The following is a 25,329-nucleotide window of genomic DNA, read 5'->3' on the forward strand; positions in this document are numbered from 1 at the left end:
GTGGACTCGGGTCAAGGGATGGGGTCAACGAATAGTTTCGGTTTGTGGACGAGCCGGAACTCGTTGGGGCGCACGAGATTCGGATCATGCTGGGCGGCATCAGCAAGCAACGGGTCCACGTGATCACGTCACACCGGAACTTCCCAGAGCCTTATCAGGAGCTGATGATGGGCAAGGTCTGGCGGAAGTCCGACGTTGAGGCATGGATCAGAAAATACCGCCCAGAGCTGGCGACTTCCGGCGAGGAATAGCAGCACGAGCGACAGGCCTACTGACCATCCGGCCCGCCAGTACCTCTTGTTGCGCCTCTCCCCTACTGGTGGCGTCCTGTGGCGTCGAGCTTCGTCTCGAGTCCAGCCCGTATGGTCGGCCACTCCTCTGTGATGACGCTGTAGTAGATCGAGTGGCGGCGGTGTCCGTCGCGGAGGATCCGGTGGTTGCGGAAGACGCCTTCGCGGGTGGCGCCGAGGGCTTCGATGGTGCGTTGTGAGCGGGTGTTGCGGCTGTCGGTCTTGAAGGCGACGCGGATGGCGCCGAGGGTGTCGAAGGCGTGCCGCATGAGCAGGTACGCGGCTTCGCGGGCTACGCCTTTGCTCCAGTGGTCGGGTGAGATCCAGGCCCAGCCGAGTTCGATGCCTCGGTGGGTGGGCTGGATGTCGATGTAGCTCATGGTGCCGATGGCCTGGCCGGTGTCGCGGTCGGTGATGGCGAATGGTAGGCGTACGCCCTGGGCCTGCTCTTCGAGGGCTTCTGCGATGAGCGCGGCCATGTCGGGGGTTTCCTCGTCGAGGTAGGTCCAGATCTCGTCGCGGTGGGCCAGCTTGGCCAGGTCCGGTAGGTGGGCTTCGGTGAGCGGTTCCAGGGCGATCCGCTGACCGGTGAGGCGTACCGGTTCGACTCGCATGGGTTCGGGTTTCATTCGCCGGAGACCTCGTAGACCAGGACGTGCTTGTCTCCGGCTAGGAGCTGGTCGAACGCTTCGAGGGGTTGTTGGTCGGCGTCGTAGGCGACCCGGACCACGCGGACGACGCACACTCCGGGGTCGAGCTTCAACAGCTCGGCTTCCTCCGGTGTCGGCATCCGGAAGCTCAGCTCGTCGATGTAGTACGAGATTGGCTTGCCGTGTGCGCGTTCGAGGACGGCCAACACGCCTTCTTCGACCGGTTCGGGTACGGCGATGGCGGTGTCTTCGACGAGGTCGGCGAGGTAGTAGCTGTCGCCGAGCTGGTAGGGCTCCTCATCGACGAGCATGATCCGGCGTCGGACGAGCAGGGCGGTTCCCTCGGGTACAGCGAGCCAGCGCCCGGTTTCCGTCGTGGCGGGCACTTGGACGACTTCGCGGATGTGCTGCCGGCCGACGCGTCCCTGTCGGGCTGCTTCGGCGTTGAACGTGGCCGCGTGGTGTTCGGCGCGGCGTGCGGCCCGGTCCTGGTCCATGGCCAGGACGCGGATGGGGCGGGCCTTGCGGACGTAGGTGCCTTGACCCTGGCCGGAGCCGACGAGGCCCTGTGACTTGAGGGCGGACAGCGCGAGCCGGACGGTGGTGCGGGAGGCGTTGAACCGGTCGGCGAGTTCGCGCTCTGGTGGGAGGCGTTCGCCGGGTGAGTAGTCGCCGCGGGCGATGGCTTCGCGAATCGTGGTTGCCAGGGTGACGTGGCGGGGTTCTTCGCCGCGTGTGGCGGTACCACCTGGGCTTTCGGGCATCTTCGCTCCTGACGTGGGGGCGGCGATTCGCGCTGGTCAGGGACCCAGTCTAGCGCTTGGTACGGACCAAGGCTTGACGGGCTTTGGATCATCATGCGAGGGTCTTGGTACCTACCAAGTGGGTGGCCCAAGTGGGCCTCCCAAGCTGAGGGAGTGTTGAGTGGATACGTCTGCCCACAGCCCGGACCTGGAACCGACCCCTGCCGACCTGGCCGCGATCGACCGTGAGTGGCCGCTGATCGAGGCCGAGTTGGCGCTGCTGGACGCCGAGATCACCGCCCTCTACGCCGATGGCGGGCCGTCGCCGTTGGATCGGCGACGTATCCGCCGTGCCGAGCAGCGGGTGATGCGGGCAGCGGCCGCCCTGGGCGAGCAGCTGGCCGAGGTGCCGACGGTATGGAAGGCGGTGGCCTGATGACCACGCCGACCATGAGCGCCTACCCCCGCGCGGTCGAAGACCTGATCCCCGCCGCCCGCGCCCTGGCCGACAAGCTCGGCCGGGTCCCGTCCCGGAACCTGCTGATGCGGGAGTTCAAGGTCGGTTCGCCGAAGGCGACCGCGCTGCGGGAAGCGTTGACTTCCGCCGAGTTCGCCCCCACCCCGACACCGGCCCCAGTCGCGGTGGACACCCCGCCGGCCCCGACCGTGAACCCGGAACCGGCGCCGCCGGTCGCCGAGCCCGAACCGTCCCCGGTACCCGTCGAGCCGATCGACGCACCGGACGTGTCTGCGCCGGTCGCGGTGGCCGGACACCCGGTTTCCACGATCAATGCCGACGCGGGTTCGGCGGTGCGGAAGCCGATGCGGTCCTGGGTGTTGCTGTTGCTGGCCGCTCCGGCGTTCGTGGCCATCTGGTCCGGCTGGGTCGGACTCGGTGAACTCACCGGGTTCGGGGTGGTACACCCGCTGCCGGGAATCTGGGACACCTTCTCGCTGAACACGGCGATCACCCTGCCGATCGGCGTCGAAGCCTATGCCGCGTACGCATTGCGGGCTTGGCTGTCCGGCGATGGTGTACCGCGCCGGGCGCGCAGGTTCGCCGCCTGGTCGGCGATCGGTTCGCTGCTGCTCGGCGCGGCCGGTCAGGTGGCCTATCACCTGATGGAGTCCGCCGGCGTGACGTCGGCCCCGTGGTGGATCACCACCCTGGTCGCCTGCCTGCCGGTCGCCGTTCTCGGGATGGGTGCCGCGTTGGCTCACCTGCTGCACACCCGCGACGAAGTCTGACTTTGCCCGGCGGCACGGCCCCTGGGCCTGGAAAACCTGTGCCGTGCCGCCGGCCCCTCCGCCGTCGAGAACTCTCCTGAATCCCCTCTGATGGAGGAACCCATCATGACGTCCCCCAACGATGATCGGTTCGACTGGCAGGCCGCCGAAGCCGACCTTTCCCCCGATGCCGAGGTCGTCGACCTGGCCGCCCGCCGCCGCAAGCCAGGCGACAGCGTCAAGTCGTTCGCCGTCGACCTGGACGACGAGGCCGACGACCTGGACACCGACACCCCGGTAGCCGTCGACCCGCCCCACGAGCAGGCGCCGTCGGTGTTCGCGTCGGCGATGGCGGGCAAGACCGCAACTCGCCGGCCGATCGTCCCGGCGTGGCTGCGCTCCCGCGCCGAACTGCTGATCGCCGGCCGGTGGGTGTTCTCGCACTACTCCCACGTCAGCCTCTACCACCTGACCCGCTCACCGAAATACAGTCTCCGGCTCGTGTGGCGGGCGCCGTTCGGCGTCGCTCGTCTGCTCGGCGCAACGGTGCGGTGGGTGTCCGACGCCGAAGGTGTTCCGGTCCGGCTGGCCGCCGTCCGCCGCGAGGATGCCGACCTGTACCTGAAACTGTCGAGGCAGCGGGACGCGCGGGTACGGTGGCGCGGCATCGTGGTCACCGCCGTACTGCTGCTCGGCATACCCACCGTCGCGGTGTTGCTCGCGTTGGCCGGTTCGTGGCAGCGGTGGGCGATCCTCGCCGGAGCTGTCGCGTTGTTCGGCCTGGCGGGCACCCCGGCGGACAAGCCGCTGTTGGACGTGGCCGCGGTGACCCCACGCGCCCGGAAACTGTCAGCGGATGTGGTGACCCGGGCGTTCCTGGCCGCCGGTCTGTGCAAGGTCGATGACCCGATCAGCTTTCCGATGCCGATCATGCGGGACGGTCCCGGCTGGCGGGCCGTGGTCGACCTCCCGTACACCACCACGGCGGACAAGGCGATCAAGAAGCGGACCGAGCTGGCCGCCGGCCTGGACCTGGACGAGGTGCAGGTGTGGCCGGAGCGGGTACGCGGCACCTCCGGTTCCGCCCGCCGCCTCTCCCTCTGGGTGGCCGACGAAGACCCGTACGCGAAGCCGTCCGGGCTGTGGCCACTGATCGACAAAGGCAGCGTCGACATCTTCGCCCCGTTCCCGTTCGGCCAGGACCAACGCGGCCGACCCGTACCGCTGCTGCTCATGTTCACCAGCCTGCTCGTCGGTGCGATCCCGCGCATGGGGAAGACGTTCGCCGCCCGGCTACCCGTACTCGCTGCCGCGCTGGATCCGATCGTGGAACTGCACGTCTACGACGGCAAGGGGGGCCAGGACTGGCGGGCGTTCGAACGAATCGCCCACCGCGCTGGCTACGGCGTCCGCGACGAGACAGTAGAGGCGTTGGTGGAAGACCTCCGCGCCCTGGTGGTCGACATGAACCGCCGTTACGACACCATCGCCACCCTGCCACCGGACCTGTGCCCGGAGTCGAAGGTCACCCGGCAGATCGCCGAGAAGCGATCGTTGAAGTTGTGGCCGGTCCTTGTCGCGATTGACGAGTTTCAGCGCTACTCCGGCCACCCCGTCCACGGCGACGAGATCGTGTCTCTCCTGACGGAGCTGTGCAAGGTCGGTCCCTCGGTGGGGATCATGATCCTGCTGGCGACGCAGAAGCCGGACGGCAAGGCCGTACCGACTGACCTGCGGGACAACATCGGTACCCGGTTCGCGCTCAAGACCATGACGTGGCAGTCGTCGGAGGCAGTGTTGGGTGCCGGGTCGTATCCGGCCGGCTACGACTCCTCCCGCTTCCAGCGCGCCCACAAGGGTGTCGGCATCCTGCTCGGCGCCGACGACTCCGGCGCCGTCGAGGAAGCCGTGACGGTGCGGACCAACTTCGCCAAGACCGCGCACGTCGAAACCGTCGTGACACGGGCGCTGGCGTTGCGGCAGAAAGCGGGCACCCTGACAGGGCACGCCATCGGCCAAGCCCCCGAACAGACCAGCAGCGCCGCCGACACGCTGCTGGACGACATCCTGACCGTGGTTCCAGCCAGTGAGCCGAAGGTGTGGTCAGAAACCGTCGTCGCCCGCCTGGCCGAGCTGCGCCCCGACGTCTACGCCGGATGGGAACCGGCCCAGTTGGCGGCGGCGCTCAAGCCGCACCGCATCCCCGTCGGACGCCAGGTCTGGGGCACCGACCCCACCACCGGCAAGGGCGCCAACCGCAAAGGCATCCACCGCGACGACATCACCACCGCCGTGACCGAACGTAATCGGCGACGCAAGGCCGGATAACCCCACGCGGGCCGCTAGGTCTAGCCCCCGGCACCGCTAGACCTAGCGGCACCGCTAGCCCCCGAACCACATCCCTGCCAGGACGCTAGCGACCTAGCGCCCTCGGCCCCGCACACCCGAAAACCGGCCCAGGAGGCACCCGTGGACCCGTCCGCGATCATCGCTAGCCTGCTCTGCCCTTTCCTCACCGTCGTAACCCTCGGTCACCTGATCCTGTGTGTCGTCTCGCCGTTCGGTGCCTGCCGACGCTGCCACGGCAGAGGCCGGGGACGTACCTACCGGCACTGCACCCGCTGCGACGGCACCGGTCTACGCATCCGGTTCGGCCGGCACCTGTGGAACGACATCCGCCGCGAACACCAGCAGGGCCAGCGATGAGCCGCCACCCCGCCCACACCGACTGGTGTGCCGCCGACCACCGCTGCAACCTCGGCGAACACCGCTCCTCAACGATCCTGGTCGACCTCCCCGGACATGGCCGCGCCGTCCTCACCCGCGTTCGTACCACCACCGGCCGGGAGCACGCCGAAATCCGCGTACGCGTCGCCCTGGCCGCCACCGAACCCGCCGCCCGCCGGCAACTCACCCGCCTGCTCACCGACCTGCGCCAGGTCGTCACCCGCGCCGCGCTTGCCGGCCGACCACGCCCCAGCCGACGCCGCACCGCCTGACCCACCCACCCCCATGGAAGGAGGGAACTCCTCGTGACCCGACCACCCGCGCACGACATCACCGCCGAACAGGCCGTGATCGGCGCTGCGCTCCTCGCCCCGGACGTAGTCGCCGACCTGGCCGCAACGCTCGCCCCCACCGACTTTTACCGGCCCGCGCACGGCGTTCTGTGGGAGGCGCTGAGCGCCATGCACGCGGCTGGCCAACCGGTCGACCCGATCGCACTGGCCGCCCACCTCGTCGAGACCGGCGACCTCGGCAAGGTCGGCGGAGCGCCGTACCTGCACACCCTGATTCAAGCCGTACCCACCACCGCGAACGCCGGCCACTACGCCCGGATCGTCGCCGAACACGCGCAACGGCGACGGGTGGCCGACCTCGGCGCCTACTTCGCCGAACGGGCCAGCACCGGCGCCGACGTGGCCGAAGTCGTCGCCACCGGCCGCGCCATGCTCGACCAGGCGGCGACTGGCTCGCAGTGGTCACCACTCATCCCGCTCGGCGACCGCCGACACCTACCCGACTTCCCCGGCTACGTCCTGCCGGAATGGGTCGCCGACATGGTCTACGGCGTCGCCGAGTTCACCCAAACCCCCGTCGACCTCGCCGGCTGCATCGCCCTGGCCGCCCTCTCGACCGCCGCCGGGGGCCGCGCCGAAGTCGAGGTACGCGGCTCCTGGCGCGAACCAACGAACCTGTTCACCGTCGTAGTCCTGCCACCCGGATCACGGAAATCGGCCGTATTCGCCGCCATGACCGGACCACTGCTCGCCGCTGAAAAAGCGCTGGTGGAACGCACCCGACCACAAATCGTGGAAGCCGAACTGGCCGCCCGCGTCGCCGGCAAGGCCGCGGAGAAAGCCGCGATAGCGGCGGCGAACGCCGACGCGTCCGGGCGGGACACGCTGTTGGCGGAAGCGACCGCCGCCGCGATGAACGCCGACGCCGTCACCATCCCGGCCATCCCCCAACTCGTCGCCGACGACATCACCAGCGAAGAAGCCGCATCACTACTCGCCGAACAAGGCGGACGCCTCGCCGTCCTCTCGCCAGAAGGCGGAATCTTCGCCACCATCGCCGGCCGCTACTCCGGCACCCCCAACCTCGAAGTGTTCCTCAAAGGCCACGCCGGAGACATGCTCCGAGTCAACCGACGTAGCCGCGCTGCTGAACACGTCGAACACCCCGCGCTCACGCTCGGCCTGGCCGTGCAACCCGACGTCCTCCGCGACATCTCTGCGATGCCCGGATTCCGTGGCAAGGGTCTGCTGGCGCGGATTCTGTTCTCCCTGCCGGAGAACACCGTCGGCCGACGGAAGATCGGCACCGACCCGGTCGCCGAGCAGGTCAGCGCCGCCTACACCGCGAACCTCGGCGCCCTGGTCACCAGCCTCGCCGAATGGACCGACCCGGCGGTACTGCCGCTGACCCCTGAGGCCAACGAGCGGGTGTTGGACATCGAACGCGCCGTCGAACCCCGCCTCGCCCCCGGCGGCGCGTGGGGGAACGTCGTGGACTGGGGCAGCAAATACACCGGCGCCGTCGTCCGCATCGCCGGACTCATCCACCTCGCCGAACACCTCCGCGACGGATGGGGCAAACCCATCCACGCCGAAACCGTCGAACGAGCCGCACTCCTCGGCGACTACTTCGCCGCCCACGCCCTGGCCGCCTTCGACGACATGGGAGCCGACAAGACAACCCGATACGCGCGGCTCGTGCTGGGCTGGATCGAGCGCACCACCACGACCACGTTCACCAAGCGCGAGCTGTTCCGGGGAGTCCGGAGCCAGATTCCGACCGCCGCCGACCTTGACCCGGCGCTGTCGCTGCTGGAGATCCACGGGTACCTCCGCCAGCTCGGTTCGCCGGTCCGTACCGGCGCTGGCCGACCCGCCTCACCTGCCTTCCTGGTCCATCCCGACGTTCACGGCCGCGCCGGCACCGTGCATGCGCTGCCCCGTGCGGTCAGCCGGAGGACGGCGTGAACCCGTGGACAGAATGGCCAGAATGGCCACTATCCGGGGCCGAGCTGGATTCTGGCCATTGCGGCCATTGTGTCCACGGCATCCGGGCCGCACCGGACACCCCGGCACCGCCGGCCAGGCCGGCGCCAGCCCCAGCCGCCCGGGACGCGACTCGTCCAACGGCCCGTAGCCGGTACGGCCCGCGCTACAGCAGCCAGCCTGCAAACGGCGCTCAACGACGACCGAACCGGGTCGGTAGAAGCCCGCCCGCCGATCCTCCCCGCTGGCTCCCTCAACGAACGGCACTCCACAAGCCGATTAAGGCAGGCAACACACGCTCCACCGCAACACCGACCGGGGAGGAATCCGTGAGCACCGCCGACAACCGCGTCGTACTCACCATCGAAGAAGCCGCGAAGCGACTCGGCATCGGCCGAACCACCATGTACACGCTCGTCATGAGTGGCGAGGTTCGCTCGGTCACCATCGGCCGACTTCGCCGCGTTCCCGTCCGCTGCCTGGACGAATACGTAACCGCCCTGCTTGACCAACCCATCGCCCCGGCCGCCTGAGGGAGACAGACATGGGACGCAAACCCGATGGCGCATCCAGCATCTACAAGGGCAGTGACGGCTACTGGCACGGTCGAGTCACTGTCGGCGTGAAGAACAACGGGCGCCCGGACCGGCGCCACGTCCAGGCCATGACAGAGGCCGAGGTGATCCGGAAGGTCCGTGCCCTGGAGCGGGAGCGGGACAGCGGCACCGTTCGCAAGGCTGGCCAGCGTTGGACCGTAGAGAAGTGGCTCACGCACTGGGTCGAGAACATCGCAGCGCAGTCGGTGCGTGAGAACACTCTCGCTGGATACCGCGTCGCCGTTCGGAGGCATTTGATCCCGGGCGTCGGTGGCCACCGGATAGACCGGCTGGAACCGGAGCACCTTGAGACGCTGTACCGCCAGATGATGCGGAGCGGGAGCGCGCCGGCAACGGCGCATCAGGCACACCGCACTATCCGTACGGCACTCAACGAAGCTGTACGCCGAGGTCACCTCGTCCGAAATCCGGCCTCACTGGCGAAGGCACCACGCCTTCCCCACGAGGAGATCGAGCCGTACTCGGTCAGCGAGATTCAACGGCTACTCGCCGCTGCCAGCGAACGGCGGAACCACGCCCGATGGGCAATCGCCCTTGCCCTCGGACTACGGCAGAGCGAGGCACTCGGCCTCAAGTGGTCGGACGTGGATTTGGAGGCCGGCGTGTTGACCGTACGGCGTGGCAGGCAACGCCCGAAATGGCGGCACGGGTGCGATGGTCAGTGCGGCCGGAAGTTTGGCGGACACTGCCCTGACCGTGTGCCGCTTCGCACCGAGACCACCGAGACGAAGTCGCGTGCGGGTCGCCGAAGCATCGGCCTGCCGGACGAACTGATCACGCTGCTCCGGCAGCATTGCAAGGAACAGGACGAGGAACGTGACCAGGCGGCGCAACTCTGGCGGGAAGGCGGTTGGCTGTTCGCCACGCCGACCGGTGAGCCGGTGAACCCGCGGACCGACTACGACGAGTGGAAACGGCTACTCAGGCTGGCCGGACTCCGGGACGGACGGCTACACGACGCCCGGCACACGGCCGCCACGGTGCTGCTGATCCTTGGCGTACCGGAGCGAGCCGTGATGGGCATCATGGGCTGGTCGAACTCTTCGATGGCCTCTCGATACCAGCACATCACGGGACAGATCCGGCGGGACATCGCGAAGCGGGTCGGCGGCTTGATTTGGTCAAACGAGACACCTTGAATGCCATGCCTGGCAGTCTCGTCCGTCCGCTGCCAGACGGGATGAGCATCGACCTTCCATCGACTCGCTTGGGATGACTATGCCGCTAGCGGCTCCCAAGAACTCCCCGCAAATGGCCTATAGCCAGACGAAACAGTTCCAGATATCTGAACGAGCAAGCGTAGGTGGATTGGTGCCTCTGGACCATTGACATGCCGCACGACGATTTTATAATTGCCGCCCGCGCGCACTGCATGAACATAGTCGAGCAAGAGATCCGGAACCCAGCCAAGCGGGGCTTTCTCTTGATCGGCAGCCAACAACGCCCGCTCATTCTTGGGATTCAATGGCTCCGGCACAAGAACCAGCCGATCACCTTGCCGGAGGCGCGAAAGGCGGACCTCCACATCGGGAGTCACCGGCGATATGTGACGGATTCCGTGGACCAAGAAGTTGTATCGCGTCGACGCATCATCCCCTAAGACAGGTTCAGGGAAGACCATGATCGCGTCGCCTGCTCGACGCCCCTCTGACCGAACTAGCTGCTCCCAAGGATTTGCGTCTTCGGAGGTGAGGTCAAGCGTCCGCACATAGCGCGCGAAGTCGGGCCGTCGCGGATCCATTACGCGCTGGGCAAACAAAGGAAACAATCGCGTCGATGAGTAGGAACGACTCAAATCCGGAAAACTAACAAAGGGTTTAAATCCTGGAACTGAGTAAACATTTTGAACGTAACCAAAGGTGTATTGCTGTCCGTCGTACGTCAAAATCCCGACAGGCTGTATGGTCCGAATCTCTGGATGCTGCCATGCCACCGCCAACCTACGCATTGCGCGAACACCCCCGCCTGCCGCTCGGGCGGGGCTCGTCGACATGCCGCTAGCAGCCATCGAGGACCCTCCTTCGGTTCGCCATCACGACCTGTTCGATAAACGTACTGACAACCTCTGACATCCCTGGGACCCGGCGAGTGATCTCACCAACGTCAGCTGATGTGATCTGCCTCACACGATCGAGCCAGTGATCACGAACCTCGGAGTTCACCATGCTGAGAGCCAAACGAGCTGCTTCAACAAGGGTGGGGCATCCCCGGGCTGGGTCGTGCTCGAACCGCCATGCAGTCCCTCGCTCAACCCAAGCAGCGATCCCGTCAGCGCCAAGGAGGCCCGCCATGCGCTCTTCAACCAGCGTTGAACCAAGTGCGCGGGCATGATCGAACGATCCCGCAAGGGCACCGGGCAGCTCACCAGAAGGCGGTCGAATTACCGCCCAGTTCTCATCATGTCGGTCACGGTTGGCAATAATCGCATCGAAGGTGACATATCCGGCAAAAACATCAAAAGCATCGAACCAATCCGGCACCGCCGCATTCGGGGGAGGGCCATAGTCGGCTAGTGCCCGACGGATATTTTCCAAAGAGTGTCCAGCGCGCGTCCGATTACCTCGCTCATATCCTGGGACGTAGTCTACCAAAAGCCCATCCATGAGAACGACCCCCGGCTGCAACTCCCAACCAAGCGGACAGAGGTTCAGTGATACGCAACCATTTTCACCTCCACGCTCTGCTAATTCTATGCGAGCACAGGGGATTTCCATCTTGAGAGCCAACTCACCACTAACCTTTTCAGAAAAGTCCTCTCGCTGAGACCACGTACGACCGTCCACCTTGTGAACATTATTTGCTTTGAACAGCCAGCAGTTTTCTGATCCCGGTTGGGCGAGCCAATACTTCTCATCCGCCCCGATAGTCTCAACCCTGATCAATTTCCAATCAGTAACGTCATGGATCGGAAAAAACTCGAACATGGTTGCCTCTCACCCCCCTTCGCCGCCCAGACGGAAAAGATCACAAATATAGCCGGCTAGCATTGTATCGAGCGATCACGACGCAGAAACACACGGTAACCACCCCTTCGTCCAGCCATCGCCAGCCGAAAGTCTTCACCGAACTCCTCCGGGTGTCACCCGGCGCAGGGCCGACAGGGCGCAGCCAGGCGCGAGGCTACTGAGACGACGAATGAGACTAGCGATCTTGAGATAGCGAAACGCCCGGTTCGTCCTCGCGGACTTGCCGGGCGTTCTGCCTGTTCAGTGGCGGTGGCGGCGGGATTTGAACCCGCGGAGGGCGTAAACCCTCACACGCTTTCGAGGCGTGCTCCTTAGGCCACTCGGACACACCACCGCCGAGAAGGGTACCTGACGCCTCCGGCGTACGTCGCGGCGGTATCCGTCGGGCCGACGTGGCAGGATCACCTCACATGAGTACGCACATTGGCGCCAAGCCTGGCGAGATTGCCGAGCGGGTCCTGATGCCGGGCGACCCGCTGCGGGCCAAGTGGATCGCGGAGACCTACCTCGAGGACGCCAAGTGCTACTCGACGGTGCGCGGCATGCTCGGCTTCACCGGCCGCTGGCACGGTACCGAGGTATCGGTGCAGGGCTCCGGGATGGGCATGCCCTCGGCCTCCATCTACGCCCACGAGCTGATCAACGAGTACGGGGTCCGTTCACTGATCCGGGTCGGCTCCTGCGGGGCGCTCAGCGACGACCTGAACCTGCGGGACGTGATCGCGGCGAACGGCGCCTCGACCGACTCGAACATGAACCGGGTCCGGTTCGACGGACTGATCGACTACGCCCCGGTCGCCGACTTCGGGCTGCTGCGTACGGCGGTCGAGGTGGCCCAGCGGCGCGGCATCAGCATGCGGGTCGGGCCGGTGCTGGCCGCGGACGCCTTCTACACCGACCGCCCCGACCTGTACGACAGCCTCGCCGAGTACGGCGTACTGGCGGTCGAGATGGAATCGGCGGCGCTCTACACGATCGCGGCCCGGTTCAAGGCGCGGGCGTTGACCGTGTTGACCGTCAGTGACCACATCAAGCGGGGTGAGGCGACCACCGCCCAGGAGCGTGAGCAGACCTTCGGGCAGATGGTCGAGGTCGCCCTGGACACCATCGTCGCCTGACCGCCCGTCGTCCCACCAAGAGATCTCGGAGGACCACGAGCAAACCCGAATCGACACCGCCCGCAGGTCCTGCCCGGTACCAGTTACCGGGCAGGACCCGCGGGCGGGATTACCTGTGCCCGTAGTGTCAGGCGGGCGGGATGTTGTGGTTCAGCCGGAAGATGTTCTGCGGGTCGTACGCCTTCTTGACCTCGACCAGCCGCTGGTACGTCTCTGGGCGGTACCCGGCCGGTACCCCCTCGGTGGTGGCGTCGGCGGCGCTGAAGAAGTTCACGAAGCGTTGCCCGGTGCTCCACGGCTCCACCGCGGCGATCAGACCGGTCAGGTACCCGTCGAACGCCTCGGCCTGGTCGGGGCCGCCGAAGGCGACACCGTAGAGGAGGAACGCCGAACCGCGGGTGTCGATCGCGTTCCCCGACCCGGGTCGGCGGTCCAGCGCGCCGCCGAGGTGCCTGATCTCCAACGCGACGAGCGGGCTCTGCACGTCCGGGCCGGCGAGCTGGACGACCGTGTTGACGACCTCCGGGCTGAACTCCCGGAGCAGGGTCGAGCGGTCGTGGAACGGGATCGGCATCGGCGGGTCGCTGTGGATCGAGCCGACGGCGACGTAGGGCAGGTCCGCCACCGAGTCGATCAAGGTCGGGCCGATCGCCCGCAGGGGCGCGACCAGTCGCGCGCCCTCCTCGGCCGGTCCGACGTACGCGATCCGGACGTGGACCACGAACTGTCCCCGCAGCGGCTCCGGCAGTTCGGGGGCCGGGGGCAGCCGGAGCAGCGCGATCGACGAGGTCATCTCGTCCGGCAGGTCGGCGGTCCAGGCGCTCCAGGCGGTGAGTACCTCGGCGGCCCGCTCACCGGGAAAGTAGAGGCCGCCGCCGTAGATCCGGTCGAACGGGAAGAGGTTGAACTCCAGGGCGGTGACGACGCCGAAGTTCCCCTTGCCGCCGCGCAGCGCCCAGAACAACTCCGGCTCCTGCTCCGCACTCACCTCACGTAGGGCACCGTCCGCGGTCACCAGCTCGATGCGGCGTACGTGGTCGGCGGCGTAACCAAAGGTCCGGCCGATCGGGCTGAGCCCACCGCCGAGGGTGTAGCTGACCGCGCCGACGGTGGGCGCCGAGCCGCTCAGCGGCGCCAGCCCGTACCTGCTGGCCTCGTCGATGACCTGCTGCCAACGTACTCCGGCCGCGATCCGGGCAGTTCGCCGTTCGGCGTCGACGGTCACCGAGTCCATCCGGCGGGTGGTGATCAGCACCGCTCCGTTCGAGGAGAGTGCCGAGTGACCGGTGGCCAGCACGGCGACCGGCAGGTTGTGGGCGACCGCGAACCGCACGGCTGCCTGGACGTCGCCTGGGCTCGTGGCACCGACCACGATCGCCGGCCGGTGTGGGGTGGCCAGGTTGTACGCGGCACATTCGGCCGCGTACCCCTCGTCGCCGGGCAGCAGCACGAGCCCGTCGGTGGCGGCGACCAGTGCGGCGACCGCCTCCCCGCTGAAGGGTGTGGGACTCGGATGACCTGCGGTGGGTTGCAAGACTGCTCTTCTCCTGTGATCTCTGTGACGGATACGCCGGACGGGACTGTCGGTCAGGCGTAGGTGATGACGCTGCGGAAGCGGGCTTTTCCGTCCGCAGCCCGCTGGTACGCCTCGGCGGCGCGGTTCTTGTCGTAGGTCTCGACCATCGGGGTGACCTTGCCCTCGGCGGCGATCCGCAGGGCCTCCACCAGGTACCGGGTGCCGTTGTGGGCGGAGCCGAGAAGCTGGAGGCTGTTCATGATCATCGGCATGTTGGGTACGGCGAAGGTGTCGAACCCGATGCCCATGAGCACGACACGGCCCCGGGGCGCGACTCCCTGGAGGGCGTCCGCCGCGGCGCTGTTGGAGCTGTTGGTGTGCAGCAGAATGTCCGCTCCGCCCGCTTCCCGAAGCTCGGCGCCCGTGGCCACGACGATGTCCGCGCCGAGTTGGCGGGCCAGTTCCTGCTTCTCGGGTGAACCGGTGACGGCGATGGTGGTGAGGCCGCTCGCCTTGGCGTACTGGATCGCGAGGTGGCCCATGCCGCCGATGCCCGAGACCGCGATCCGCTCGCCCGGCTGGGGGTTGGCCCGGCGCAGGCCGCTCCACGCGGTGTAGCCGATGCACATCAGCGGGGCGGCGTGCTCGTACGGCAGCCCGTCGGGCAACGGGACGGTGGCGTCCGCGGGGATGGCGACGTAGTCGGCGTGGGCGCCGTCCACGTTCATTCCGGTCAGCACCGGCTGCGCACAGTTGGCGGCGGTGACGAAGTCCAGCGGCTCGGCCCGCCGACACCAGGCGCAGGTCCCGCAGCCGCTCTGCAGGGTGAGCAGTCCGACCCGGTCTCCCACCGAGCGGGCGGTCACCCCCTCCCCGACGGCGACGACCTCACCGACACCCTCGTGTCCGAGCCGCATCGGGAAGTCGACGCCGAACGACAGTTTTCCCTCGGTGATCCACACGTCGGTGCCACAGATTCCGCTGGCGTGGACCCTGACGAGGACCTGCCCCGCTCTGACCTCTGGAACGTCCGCGCTCCTCAGCTCCCATGGCTGGCCGAGCCCGGGTACGACTACCGACTGCATCTGCGTCACCGTGCTGTCTCCGTCTCTGATCCGCCCTGTCGGGCGCGGTGCCGTCAGCGCAGGGGCGGGCGGCGGGGGTACGACGGCGTGGGCGGGCCGGCCGACGCGCCCGGGTAGCGGGTGGGCGCCGGCGGGCCAAAAATTTCACCGCACACCAACGTTCCCTGAAAATGTAGCGGCGGCCCGGCGGACCGGCAAGTTTCGCAGAACACACATGTACATTGAAATTAGAGGCGACGCCGAGAGCGGACCGGGGCAAGCGGAAGCCGACAGACAGAACAACACGGCACATCAGCGAATGAACCTGAAGCACCGGTACGGAAACTCCCGACCTCCGTCCACCCCCGGCCGCAGCGGGCCACTGTCGGGCACACTTGCGGCAGGAACGCCAGGAGAGAGGCGATGGCTGACGGTAAGGGTGTCACCCGCAGGTACGAGCTTCGGCGTCGCGCCGAGGCGATGGCCGAGACGCGTCGACGTATCACGGACGCGGCGATCGAACTGCACGGGACGGTGGGACCGGCCCGAACCACCATTGTCGACATCGCGGCGTTGGCGGGAGTGCAGCGGCACACGGTCTACCGGTACTTCCCGACCGAGGCGGACCTGCTGCAGGCATGCTCCACCGAATACTGGAAGCGTCACCCCTGGCCGGACGTCACGGCGTGGCAGGCGCTCGAACCACCCCGCGAGCGGATCGCCACGGCGCTCGAGGAACTCTACGACTTCTATGCTGCGGTGGAGCCGGTGCTGGCCAACACCCTCCGGGACAGTGACCGGTCCGCCGAGATCAAACAGGTCATCGAACCCTTCGCCGAGTATCTGGACACGGTCGGCGAAGCCCTGACCGGAGGGTATTCGTCCACCGCCGACCGTTCCCTGCTCCAGGCGGCCGTCGGCCATGCCACGGCCTTCAGCACCTGGCAGTCCCTCGTACGCAGAAACGGTCTCGACGTGACCGCCGCCGCGGGCCTGATGTGCTCGCTGATCGACTCGGTCATCGCACGGTCGGCCACCCGCTGAGTTCGGGCACCGCCGCCAGACATCCACATCCCGGCCGATGACAGGCGCTCGACGTCGGCCGACGGTGGAGCCCCTGACGGCCGGGACCCGCCCCGGGGAGGGAGCCGGTTTCGCCGGCTGGGGCGGGCCCCGGAACCCGTCAGGGGGTGGCGAGGGCCTCCGTCGGGGCGAGCCGAGCGGCCCGGATCGCCGGATAGAGCCCGGCGACCGCGCCGATCAGCAGCGTGGCGGCGACCCCGCCGGCCATCGCCCAGCTCGGCACGACGGTCGGCCAGTCCCGGGAGAGGGCGTACCCGGAGGTGACCCCGATCCCGATCAGCACCCCGCCGACCCCGCCCAACGCGGAGAGCAGCAGCGATTCGGCGAGGAACTGGGTGCGTACCTGGCCCCGGGTGGCGCCGAGCGAACGGCGCAGCCCGATCTCGGCCCGCCGTTCCAGCACCGAGATCACCATCGTGTTCGCCACCCCGACCCCGCCGACCAGCAGCGCGACCGCGCCGAGTCCGAGCAGCAGCCCGGTGAACGCCTCGTCGGTCGCCTGCTGCGCGGCGAGCGCGTCCGAGGGCCGGGAGACTTCCACCTCGTTCGGCGCCTGCGGGTTGGCGGTGGCGCCGAGCACCGCCCGGACCGCCTCGACGGCGTACTCGGCCGACCGGGTGTAGACGGTGGTCGGGTGGCCGTCGAAGTCCAGGTACGTCTGGGCCGCCGCCCAGCCGACCAGCGCCGACAGGTCCAGTTCCGGGGCGAGCGGTGCCGGGGTCAGGATCCCGACGACGGTGAACCACCTCCCGCCGACCTGGATCTGGACGTCCGGATCGGCGCTGCCGATCCCGAGCCGCTGCGCCGCCGACGCGCCGAGGACCACCGCCGGATAACGCGCGGTCGCCTCGTTCAGCCAGGTGCCGCTGGCGACCGTCACCCCGACCGTGTCGAGCAGGTCGAGTCGAGCGGCCCGGGCGGCGATCCCACCGCTCTCCGCCGCCGGGATCCGGTCGCTGCGGTAGACCCGGGCCTCCGAAAGGGTGCCGGTGGCGGAGACCTGCTGCACCGGACCGATCCGGCCGATCATCGCCACCGACTCCTCGGGCAGCTGCGCGTCGTCGCCGAACATGGTGCTGCCGGGGGCGACGGTCAGCAGGTTGGTGCCGAGCGCGGCGAGCGTCCGGTCCAGCTCGGCCCGCGACGACGAGGAGATGCCGACCACGGCGATCATCGCCGCGATCCCGATCGCGATGCCGAGCGCGGAGAGGAAGGCCCGCAGCGGCCGGGTCCGCAGCCCGACCCCGCCGACCCGCAGCACGTCTCGCGGCCGCAGCCGGGCCGGCACCAGCCGGGCGGCACGGTCTGACCCGACCATCAGCGCACCCCTTCCGGTACGGCGACCGCCCGCCCGACGTCGACGGCCCGGGACCCGACGCGGGTGTCGGTGTCGGTGCCGGTGTCGGCGACCACCCGGCCGTCCCGGACCTGGACCTGCCGGGGCAGACTCGCGGCGATCTCCCGGTCGTGGGTGATCACCACCACCGTCGTCCCGGCCGCGTGCAGTTCGCGTAGCAGCGCCAGCACCCCCGCCCCGGAGGTCGAGTCGAGGTTGCCGGTCGGCTCGTCGGCGAGCAGCAGCGGCGGATTGCCGACCACCGCCCGGGCGATCGCCACCCGCTGCCGTTCACCGCCGGAGAGTTCGTGCGGCCGGTGGTCGAGCCGGTGCCCGAGCCCGACCCGGACCAGCGCGGCCTCCGCCCGCCGTCGGCGCTGCCGCAGCGGTACGCCCGCGTAGAGCAGCCCGTCGGCGACGTTGTCCACCACCGGCACGCCGGGAGCCAGGTGGAACTGCTGGAAGACGAACCCGATCCGGGACGACCGCAGGGCGGACAGTCGCCGGTCGGAGAGCTTCGCCACGTCGTACCCGTCGATGTGCACGGAACCGTCGGACGGCCGGTCCAGGGTGCCGATCAGGTGCAGCAGGGTCGACTTGCCGGAACCGGACGCCCCGACGATCGCCACCAGTTCCCCGGCCCGGATGGTCAGCGAGACCCCGCCGAGTGCGGTCACCCCGCCCGGATAGACCTTCGTCACCCGGTCGAGTACGACGATGCCCTGCTCCCCGGTCACTTCGGCATCCCCACGGTCGCCCCCTCGGCCAGCCCGTCACCGGAGATCTCCACCCGGCCGGAGGCGAACAACCCGGTCTGTACCGCCACGATCCGGGTGCTGGTCCCGTCGACGACCTCGACGCCGTACCCGCCCTCGGCGAGCGCGAGCAGCGCGGCGACCGGCACGGTCAGCACGTCCGTACGTTCCTCGGCGGTGAAGGCGACCTCGACCGACGCCCGGTCGAAGCCGGCCAGCTGCTTCGGGTCGTCGGCCGCCACGGTCACCTCGATCTTCGTCTCCGGTTCGGCGTTGGCGCCGCTACCGGTCTCGATCACCGTCTCGGTGCCGGTGATCTTTCCGGCGACGTCCTTGCCGTCCGGCAGGGTGATGGTGACCTCGGCGTCCCGCTTCGCCAGCCGCTGGTCGTCCACGTCCAGCAGGACGGTCACCACCCGGGCCGTCCTGGTGTAGCCGAGCACTCCGGCCCCCGGCTGGACCGCGTCCCCGACCGTCGCCTCGTGGCTCTCCACCCGGACCTCGCCGGAGGCGTACACGACCTGGCCGAGTTCCACCCGACCGGTCTGCTCCAGCCCGAGGTCGTCCTGCCACTCCTCGACCACATCGGCGGTCGCCGACGTGTACTCGTCGTCGACGGTGAACCCGTCGTAGCCGAGTTTCGCCAGGTTCTTCTCGAACTGTTCGACGTCCGCACCGGTCAGCCCGGGACGCAACGTCCGGTACGCCGGCAGACTGCCGTAGAGCAGGACGGTCTTGTGGTTGTCGACCGCGTACAGCGGTTTGCCCCGGCCGACCCGGTCGCCGGTGTCGGCGAGCCAGGTGACCGTGCCCGGGGTGCGGGCCACGGCGGTACGCGTCTCGCCGTACCCGAGCTCGCCGTCGGCGGTCTCCGCGTCGACCAGCGTCTGCCGGGTGACCTGGGCGGTCGCCGGGGGCAGCACACTGGCGGTCGCCGTACCCCCGTCGTTGCCGCCGTAGCCGACCGCGGCCGCGACCCCGGCCGCCACCGCGAGCACGGCGGTGCTCGCGACCGCCACCCCCCGGACCCGGCCGGACCGGCGGCGCCGGCCCGGACCGGTCGGGGACGGCTGTTCCTGGGCCCGGTCGTCGGTGTCGGTGGCGGACGCCGTCGACACCGACGGACCGGCTGGTACGGGTGTGCCGGTCGTCACTTGCCGCCCCCACCCGTGATCACGACCGGGCCGCCCTTACGGCACTTCTCCAGACCGGCCTTCAGCTTCGGGTCGTCCAGCTTGAGGCCGAGCGACTTGAGGTCGAGGCTGCCGTCCGGGTTCGGGTCCGGAAAGTCCGGAACGCCGTTCTCCCGCATGCACTTCGCCATCTCCCGCATCCGCTCGATCTGCTCCGGGCTGAGATCCAGTGCCTTGCCGCCGTTGGGCAGCAGGTGGCGGCACTGCTCCATCGCGGCCTGCGCCTTCTCCGGGTCGACGTTCCCACCGAGCCGGATCCGGGGGCCCTTGCCGGGCTCCGGGTCCGGCATCTCGACACCGTTCTCCCGCATGCAGCGGGCGAACTCCCGCTGCCGGTCCTCGTCGCTGACCGGCGCGGCGCTGGTGCTCGGTGACGCGCCGGCCCCGCCGCCGGCGGTGGCCACCTCCGGCCCGCTCGGCCCACCGGCACACCCGGCGAGCACCGGACCGAGCAGCAACGGCAGGGCCAGCAGGCCGCCGAACAATCGTCGGCGCATGGCACAACTCCTTCCGTGGGGCCGACGCGGTCCGCCGGCCGATACGGACGAGTCGACACCGTCGGCGGTATCCCGGGCGTAACCGTCGACGTTTACGCCCCGGTTATCCGCCCCGGTCGCCCTTCCCGGGCAGTCGCCGGGGCGGCGTTAACGGCGGGGTTACCGGGAGCGAGTCACCATTGGGCGATGCGGGTGCTGGTGGTGGAGGACGAGAAGCTGCTCGCGGACGCGATCGCCGAGTGGTTGCGGCGGGAGGCGTTCGCGGTCGATGTCGCGTACGACGGCGACGCCGCCCTGGAGCGGCTCGGCGTCCACGACTACGACGTGGTGGTGCTCGACCGTGACCTGCCGGTGGTGCACGGCGACGACGTGTGCCGGGCGATCGTCGACGGCGGGGGCGAGACCCGGGTGCTGATGCTCACCGCCGCCTCGGCGGTCCGGGACCGGGTCGCCGGGCTGGCCATCGGCGCCGACGACTACCTGGGTAAGCCGTTCGCGCTGGTGGAGCTCTCCGCCCGGGTGCACGCGCTGCTCCGGCGGGCCCGGCCGGCGGCACCGCCGAAACTGGTCCGGTCCGGGATCGTGGTCGACCCGGCCCGGCACGAGGCCTACCGCGACGGCCGGTACGTCGCGTTGTCCCGCAAGGAGTTCGCCGTGCTCGCCGAGCTGATGCGGGCCGGCGGAGCCGTGGTCTCCGCCGAGGAGCTGCTGGAACGGGCCTGGGACGAGCACATCGACCCGTTCACCAACGTGGTCCGGGTGACGGTGATGAAGCTGCGCCGCAAGCTCGGCGACCCGCAGGTCGTGGAGACGGTGCCGGGAGTGGGGTATCAGATCCGGTGAAACGACTGACCATCCGCGCCCGCCTGACCCTCGTCTACGGCGGTCTCTTCCTGCTCGCCGGCATCGTCCTGCTCGGCGTGACGTACGTGCTGGTCGGGCAGCAGATGCCCAGCCCGGTCGGGGTCAAGCTGGCCGACGTCAAACAGTTGGCACCGGGGGTGGATCCCGGTAAGTTGCTCTCCCCCGACAACATCGACCAGCTGCGGATCTACGCCCGGCAGCTCCAGGACGAGGCCCGGGCGAACGCGCTGGAGTCGCTGCTCACCCAGGGTGGCATCGCACTGGCCGTGGTGTCGACGATCGCCGTCGGGTTCGGCTGGCTGATCGCCGGCCGGGCGTTGCAGCCGCTGCACCAGATCACCGGCACCGCCCGGCGGATCGCCGGCGCCGGGGTGGCCGGGCACGGGCTGCACGAACGGATCGCCCTGCGCGGGCCGCACGACGAGGTGAAGGAGCTGGCCGACACCTTCGACCTGATGGTGGAACGGTTGGACCGGTCCTTCGACGGGCAGCGCCGGTTCGTCGCCAACGCCTCGCACGAGCTGCGTACGCCACTGGCGTTGAACCGGTCACTGCTGGAACTCGCGGTGACCCGCCCGGACGCTCCGGCCGAGCTGCGCCAGCTCGGCGAGACGCTGCTGGCGGTCAACGAACGCCACGAGCGGCTGATCGACGGGCTGCTCACCCTCGCCGACTCGGAGCAGCGGGTCGTCGACCGTACGCCGGTCGACCTCGCCGAGGTGGTCACGTACCTGGCCGACCAGGCGTCCGCGACGACCGACATCCCGGTACACCTGCGGTCGACGCCCGCGCCCACCACCGGTGACCCGGTCCTGCTGGAGCGGCTGACCCAGAACCTGCTGGAGAACGCGGTACGACACAACGTCCCGACCGACGGGTGGGTGTGGGTCAGCACCGACACCGTCGACGGCTGGGCGCGGCTGATCGTGGCGAACACCGGGCCGGTCGTGCCGGGGTACGAGATCGAGACGATCTTCCAGCCGTTCCGGCGACTGCGTCAGGAGCGGGTCGACGGCGGACGGGGTTTCGGGCTCGGCCTGTCGATCGTCCGGGCGGTGGCCGGTGCCCACGGCGGTACGGTGCACGCCGAGCCGCGCGACGGTGGCGGCCTGGTCGTGACGGTGACGCTGCCGGCCGTCGCGGCCCGGTCGGACCAGTAACGTTTCCACAGTCCGGGAACCCGGCCGTGGTACCGGAAGGAGTCGGGGACAACGGCCCCGTCCGGGCCCGTCCACCGGTCATGATCACTGAGAATGCGACCGTCCCCGGGCTTCGGGATGCCGGCGCCGGGCGCTCCGGGACGAGCGTCGTACACACGTTTTCCACAGGTTCCCCAAGTTGTCCACAACCCTGTGGAAAAGCTGGTCAGCGGAAGAAGGTGCGGAGTGCGGTGGCACACTCCGCTGCCAGCACTCCGCCGTACACCTCGGGGCGGTGGTTGAGCCGAGGGTCGCGTACCACGTCCCAGAGTGAGCCGACCGCGCCGGTCTTCGGCTCCCATGCGCCGAAGACCAGGGTGGAGATCCGGGCCAGCACCAGCGCGCCGGCGCACATGGTGCACGGCTCCAGCGTCACGACCAGGGTGCAGCCGGTCAGCCGCCACTCGCCGACCACCGTGGCGGCCCGGCGCAGCGCGAGGATCTCCGCGTGCGCGGTCGGGTCTCCGGTGAGTTCCCGCTCGTTACGCCCGACCGCGAGTTCGGCGCCGTCCGGCCCGTAGACCACCGCACCGACCGGAACGTCGGGCTGCGGCGGGAGGGCAGCGGACTGCGGTGGGAGAGCGACGGAGACCTCCAGGGCCCGCCGCATCCACGACTCGTGCCGCTGCCGGCGTCCGATCACGCCTCGCGGAGTTCCTCGACCTCGTTGCCACAGCCGAGCACCTGACAGACCTCGGTGGTGACGTCGGCCGGCATCATGCCCTCGTGTGCGCAGAGCGCGAGCAGGCGGTGCGCGGAGATGCCGAGGTCGGCGAGGAGGTCCGCGTCACCGACCGGGTCGGCGTCGGGATCTGTCGCCGGTTCGTCGTCGGCGTCGGCGTCGGCGGTCGAGCTCGCCGAGGCTCCGGCCGGCTCGGCCACGTCGTCGATCTCCAGCGCCGGCGCCTTGAGGTCGCCGACCAGCAGCGCGCCGAGTCGCGACTCCTCGGCGTACGCCGAGTCGGAGCCGAAGATGCGCAGATCCTCGCCCTCGTCCAGCCGCATGATGGCCAGATACGTGTCGTCCGACTCGACAAAGAGCAGTGAGATGTCGGCGTCCGGGTCGACATCCCGGAGCAGGTCCGCCACCTCGTCGACGTCGCCGGCGCCGTTCAGATCCACCTCTGCGGCGGTCCAACCGGACGCGTGGCGCACCACGGCCGCAGCGAAGTACGACACGGTCCCCCCAATTACCCCGCGGCCCCCAGCCGCACATCACAGCCGACTCGTCGTGTCACAGCCGACCCTCTGTCACGCGTGACGGTATCCGGTCGTATCCGGGTGGGCCCACCCAACGCCCCGAAGGAGCCGGTGGGAATCGAGCGGGCGGTCCGCCCGGGTCAGTTCGCCAGACGGCGACGGGTGGCGATCAGCTCCCGCAGTCGGTCGACGCGGGCGCGGCGCGGATGCTCCCGCTCGCGCACCGACTTGGCCCCGGCGAGCTCCGCGAGAAGCTGCAACCGACGGCGGCTGCGGTCGGGGTCGAGTCGATGTTCTGTCCAGGCCATAACGCCGAGAGTGCCGAGTCCCGGGCGGTTCGTCAAGGCCGGTAGCGGGCTGCATCCACAGCCTTACCGAGCGCCGCGACCGAAAGGTGATCTGACCGATTTCAGACAGTCCGCGCGGTCACCAGAGCGGCCAGTCGGCGGTCGACCGCCAACGTGTCAACAGCAGCCCCATGGCGATCGCCCAACCCACCGCGACGGCGATCGCGACCCCCACCGCGGCACCCCGGTCACCACGACGGACCAGCAGCAGGGCGACCAGCCAGGCCACCGTACCGGCGAACCACGTCCACCAGAGGTAGCCGGCGAGGTCACGACCGAGCAGGCCGAACATCAGCAGCCAGAGGGCCGCCGACCCGGCACCGGCGAGGGCCGCGCCGAGGCGTACCGGATGGGGTTCCCGGTAGGTCGGGCGCGGTGGCGGCAGGGACGGGCGGGCCGGGAAGAGACCGGACGGGCTGCCGGGCGGCGCCGGCCACTGCCAGGCTGGCCGGGCCTGCGCGCCGGGGGGTGGCGGCGCGGGTGGCGCTCCGGGCGGCGACTGCCACGCGCCGGGTGACGGCGGCGGCCCGCCGGGCGGAGCCGGCGGCGCTCCGGGGTACGGCTCGAACGCCGGCTGTCGCGACATCCGTCCTCCTCCGGTCGGCCCTCCACGGCACAGCCGCGGAACCCCGGCCACCGTCTGGCGTTCCCACCGACGGTGGCCCCGACACGCAGCCTACCGGGCCGCCGGCGAGCCTCCGCCCGTCCGCACGGCACCGCGCCGTCACCCGGCGACGTCCCGGCTGCACGGCACCATGACGGACGGTCCCGGTCACCCCGGGGACGGGCCGGCGGACGACGGAACGATCTGCCACTATGGCCGGATGTTCCGGGATGGAAACAGCGGCACGGGCGGGCACCCGGTCGACCGGGTCAGGCGGCGGGGACACCGGACGGCCCGACGCTGGCTGGCGCCGGTCGGCGCCGCCCTGCTGGTGACGGCGCTCGCCGCCGGCTGTGCCGACGTACGACGGCCGCCCGAGGCGCCGCGCTTCGAACCGCCCGAGCTGGCGGCACCGACCGCGACCACCGACGGGCCGCCGACGGCGCGCCCGACCCCCACCCCGACCGGGTCGGCCAGCCCGAGCCGGTCACCGTCGCGCAAGCCCACCAGCTCGCCGGCGACAACCGGAACCCACCGGTACGCCTTCCCGGTCCGGACCGGAAACGTCGACTACCACCCGACACACTCGGGATATCCGGGCACCGACATCTTCGCCAACTGCGGCTCACCGGTGGTCGCCGTGACGGCCGGCAAGATCCTCGAGGTGAGCCGGGTCGACAACTACAGCAAGTCCGGCCCGCAGGGGCCGAACAACGGCGGGAAGTCGGTCTCGCTGCTCGGCGACGACGGCGTGCGCTACTACGGCTCACACCTGAACACGGTGGCCAGCGGCATCAACGCCGGCGTACGGGTCCAGGCCGGCCAGCAACTCGGCACGGTCGGCCGGACCGGGAACGCCAACAACGTCTGTCACCTGCACTTCGGCATCTCGCCGGTGTGTGGGCGTACCGGGGACTGGTGGATCCGCCGGGGCGCGGTCTGGCCGGCGCCGTTCCTCGACGCCTGGCGGACGGGGCGGCACACCTCACCGGCCGCCAAGGTCAGGGAATACCAGCGCGACAAGGGCTGCCCGAGCAAGCCGTGACCGGCGCCG

The 25,329-nt window shown here is 69.4% G+C and carries 27 protein-coding genes and 1 tRNA gene; 14 read left to right on the top strand and 14 right to left on the bottom strand.

All coding sequences use genetic code 11. From position 1 onward, the window contains the following. Window positions 1-44 precede the first annotated feature (44 nt). Window positions 45-251 (top strand): hypothetical protein, encoded by a 207-nt coding sequence (locus ABGB05_RS27215; RefSeq protein ID WP_347656813.1) that lies wholly within the window; start codon window positions 45-47, stop codon window positions 249-251. A gap of 62 nt (window positions 252-313) precedes the next feature. Here ABGB05_RS27215 and ABGB05_RS27220 read toward each other — a convergent pair whose 3' ends face one another. Next, window positions 314-904: a GNAT family protein gene (locus tag ABGB05_RS27220; RefSeq protein ID WP_347656725.1), complete on the bottom strand. Its 591-nt coding sequence runs from the start codon at window positions 902-904 to the stop codon at window positions 314-316. Window positions 905-915: 11 nt separating this feature from the next. Next, window positions 916-1,704 (bottom strand): GntR family transcriptional regulator, encoded by a 789-nt coding sequence (locus tag ABGB05_RS27225; protein ID WP_347656727.1) that lies wholly within the window; start codon window positions 1,702-1,704, stop codon window positions 916-918. A 160-nt stretch (window positions 1,705-1,864) separates the two neighbouring features. On the opposite strand from ABGB05_RS27225, the gene ABGB05_RS27230 reads away from it, so the two are divergent. From ABGB05_RS27230 to ABGB05_RS27265, 8 genes are all read left to right on the top strand, one after another. Then, window positions 1,865-2,119, top strand: a complete 255-nt coding sequence (locus tag ABGB05_RS27230) for a DUF6284 family protein (RefSeq protein ID WP_347656729.1) — start codon at window positions 1,865-1,867, stop codon at window positions 2,117-2,119. Continuing rightward, entirely contained in the window at window positions 2,119-2,931 is an 813-nt protein-coding gene (locus tag ABGB05_RS27235; RefSeq protein WP_347656731.1) for an ABC transporter permease, read from the top strand. The genes ABGB05_RS27230 and ABGB05_RS27235 overlap by 1 nt, the downstream gene beginning before the upstream one ends. 105 nt (window positions 2,932-3,036) lie before the next feature. Continuing rightward, window positions 3,037-5,238: a cell division protein FtsK gene (locus tag ABGB05_RS27240; protein ID WP_347656733.1), complete on the top strand. Its 2,202-nt coding sequence runs from the start codon at window positions 3,037-3,039 to the stop codon at window positions 5,236-5,238. A 141-nt stretch (window positions 5,239-5,379) separates the two neighbouring features. Then, window positions 5,380-5,616, top strand: coding sequence for a hypothetical protein (locus ABGB05_RS27245; protein ID WP_347656735.1), 237 nt, complete (start codon window positions 5,380-5,382; stop codon window positions 5,614-5,616). Further along, window positions 5,613-5,909, top strand: a complete 297-nt coding sequence (locus tag ABGB05_RS27250; RefSeq protein ID WP_347656737.1) for a hypothetical protein — start codon at window positions 5,613-5,615, stop codon at window positions 5,907-5,909. The genes ABGB05_RS27245 and ABGB05_RS27250 overlap by 4 nt, the downstream gene beginning before the upstream one ends. Before the next feature lie 33 nt (window positions 5,910-5,942). Continuing rightward, window positions 5,943-7,898, top strand: coding sequence for a DUF3987 domain-containing protein (locus ABGB05_RS27255; RefSeq protein WP_347656739.1), 1,956 nt, complete (start codon window positions 5,943-5,945; stop codon window positions 7,896-7,898). A gap of 347 nt (window positions 7,899-8,245) precedes the next feature. Continuing rightward, entirely contained in the window at window positions 8,246-8,449 is a 204-nt protein-coding gene (locus ABGB05_RS27260) for a helix-turn-helix domain-containing protein (protein WP_347656741.1), read from the top strand. Window positions 8,450-8,460: 11 nt separating this feature from the next. After that, window positions 8,461-9,672, top strand: a complete 1,212-nt coding sequence (locus tag ABGB05_RS27265) for a site-specific integrase (protein WP_347656743.1) — start codon at window positions 8,461-8,463, stop codon at window positions 9,670-9,672. A gap of 858 nt (window positions 9,673-10,530) precedes the next feature. Here the strand turns inward: ABGB05_RS27265 and ABGB05_RS27270 are convergent. Next, a complete protein-coding gene (locus ABGB05_RS27270) occupies window positions 10,531-11,457 on the bottom strand; it encodes a hypothetical protein (protein WP_347656745.1) in 927 nt (308 codons plus the stop codon). A 286-nt stretch (window positions 11,458-11,743) separates the two neighbouring features. Then, a tRNA-Ser gene (locus ABGB05_RS27275) sits at window positions 11,744-11,833 on the bottom strand. 76 nt (window positions 11,834-11,909) lie between these two features. Between ABGB05_RS27275 and deoD the strand changes: the two genes are divergently transcribed. Further along, window positions 11,910-12,617 (top strand): purine-nucleoside phosphorylase, encoded by a 708-nt coding sequence (deoD, locus tag ABGB05_RS27280; protein WP_347656747.1) that lies wholly within the window; start codon window positions 11,910-11,912, stop codon window positions 12,615-12,617. A 127-nt stretch (window positions 12,618-12,744) separates the two neighbouring features. On the opposite strand, the gene ABGB05_RS27285 is transcribed toward deoD, so the two are convergent. Beyond that, on the bottom strand, window positions 12,745-14,151 hold the full coding sequence (locus tag ABGB05_RS27285) for an FAD-binding oxidoreductase (RefSeq protein ID WP_347656749.1): 1,407 nt from the start codon (window positions 14,149-14,151) through the stop codon (window positions 12,745-12,747). A 53-nt stretch (window positions 14,152-14,204) separates the two neighbouring features. Then, on the bottom strand, window positions 14,205-15,218 hold the full coding sequence (locus ABGB05_RS27290) for an alcohol dehydrogenase catalytic domain-containing protein (RefSeq protein WP_347656751.1): 1,014 nt from the start codon (window positions 15,216-15,218) through the stop codon (window positions 14,205-14,207). Between the two features lie 402 nt (window positions 15,219-15,620). Here ABGB05_RS27290 and ABGB05_RS27295 point away from each other — a divergent pair, with 402 nt between their 5' ends. After that, complete coding sequence (locus tag ABGB05_RS27295) at window positions 15,621-16,241, top strand: TetR/AcrR family transcriptional regulator (protein WP_347656753.1); 621 nt, start codon at window positions 15,621-15,623, stop codon at window positions 16,239-16,241. 139 nt (window positions 16,242-16,380) lie between these two features. Here the strand turns inward: ABGB05_RS27295 and ABGB05_RS27300 are convergent, their stop codons facing one another. The 4 genes from ABGB05_RS27300 to ABGB05_RS27315 are packed head-to-tail and all read right to left on the bottom strand — an operon-like array spanning window position 16,381 to window position 20,061. Continuing rightward, window positions 16,381-17,598 carry an ABC transporter permease gene (locus tag ABGB05_RS27300; protein ID WP_347656754.1) on the bottom strand — a complete coding sequence of 406 codons (1,218 nt, stop codon included), beginning with the start codon at window positions 17,596-17,598 and terminating at the stop codon, window positions 16,381-16,383. Next, window positions 17,598-18,335, bottom strand: a complete 738-nt coding sequence (locus tag ABGB05_RS27305) for an ABC transporter ATP-binding protein (protein WP_347656809.1) — start codon at window positions 18,333-18,335, stop codon at window positions 17,598-17,600. The genes ABGB05_RS27300 and ABGB05_RS27305 overlap by 1 nt, the downstream gene beginning before the upstream one ends. A 14-nt stretch (window positions 18,336-18,349) precedes the next feature. Beyond that, the gene (locus ABGB05_RS27310; RefSeq protein ID WP_347656756.1) at window positions 18,350-19,489 is read right to left on the bottom strand and encodes a peptidoglycan-binding domain-containing protein; all 1,140 of its coding nucleotides are present in this window, start codon (window positions 19,487-19,489) and stop codon (window positions 18,350-18,352) included. A gap of 32 nt (window positions 19,490-19,521) precedes the next feature. Next, window positions 19,522-20,061, bottom strand: a complete 540-nt coding sequence (locus tag ABGB05_RS27315) for a hypothetical protein (protein ID WP_347656758.1) — start codon at window positions 20,059-20,061, stop codon at window positions 19,522-19,524. 186 nt (window positions 20,062-20,247) lie between these two features. On the opposite strand from ABGB05_RS27315, the gene ABGB05_RS27320 reads away from it, so the two are divergent. Both ABGB05_RS27320 and ABGB05_RS27325 read left to right on the top strand, forming a co-directional pair. Further along, complete coding sequence (locus ABGB05_RS27320; protein ID WP_347656760.1) at window positions 20,248-20,904, top strand: response regulator transcription factor; 657 nt, start codon at window positions 20,248-20,250, stop codon at window positions 20,902-20,904. Next, the gene (locus tag ABGB05_RS27325) at window positions 20,901-22,085 is read left to right on the top strand and encodes a HAMP domain-containing sensor histidine kinase (RefSeq protein WP_347656762.1); all 1,185 of its coding nucleotides are present in this window, start codon (window positions 20,901-20,903) and stop codon (window positions 22,083-22,085) included. The genes ABGB05_RS27320 and ABGB05_RS27325 overlap by 4 nt, the downstream gene beginning before the upstream one ends. 205 nt (window positions 22,086-22,290) lie before the next feature. Here ABGB05_RS27325 and tadA read toward each other — a convergent pair whose 3' ends face one another. The 4 genes from tadA to ABGB05_RS27345 form a co-directional block, all read right to left on the bottom strand. Next, window positions 22,291-22,800 (bottom strand): tRNA adenosine(34) deaminase TadA, encoded by a 510-nt coding sequence (tadA, locus tag ABGB05_RS27330; protein ID WP_347656810.1) that lies wholly within the window; start codon window positions 22,798-22,800, stop codon window positions 22,291-22,293. Continuing rightward, entirely contained in the window at window positions 22,764-23,303 is a 540-nt protein-coding gene (locus ABGB05_RS27335) for a tRNA adenosine deaminase-associated protein (protein WP_347656764.1), read from the bottom strand. Before ABGB05_RS27335 ends, tadA begins: the two co-directional genes overlap by 37 nt. Before the next feature lie 161 nt (window positions 23,304-23,464). Further along, window positions 23,465-23,632, bottom strand: a complete 168-nt coding sequence (locus ABGB05_RS27340) for a hypothetical protein (RefSeq protein ID WP_203857601.1) — start codon at window positions 23,630-23,632, stop codon at window positions 23,465-23,467. A gap of 118 nt (window positions 23,633-23,750) precedes the next feature. Next, complete coding sequence (locus ABGB05_RS27345) at window positions 23,751-24,056, bottom strand: hypothetical protein (protein ID WP_347656811.1); 306 nt, start codon at window positions 24,054-24,056, stop codon at window positions 23,751-23,753. A 439-nt stretch (window positions 24,057-24,495) separates the two neighbouring features. On the opposite strand from ABGB05_RS27345, the gene ABGB05_RS27350 reads away from it, so the two are divergent. Then, window positions 24,496-25,320: a M23 family metallopeptidase gene (locus ABGB05_RS27350; RefSeq protein ID WP_347656766.1), complete on the top strand. Its 825-nt coding sequence runs from the start codon at window positions 24,496-24,498 to the stop codon at window positions 25,318-25,320. Window positions 25,321-25,329 lie beyond the last annotated feature (9 nt).

This window comes from Plantactinospora sp. B5E13 (assembly GCF_039871775.1).
In the GTDB taxonomy this organism is placed as follows: Bacteria; Actinomycetota; Actinomycetes; order Mycobacteriales; family Micromonosporaceae; genus Plantactinospora.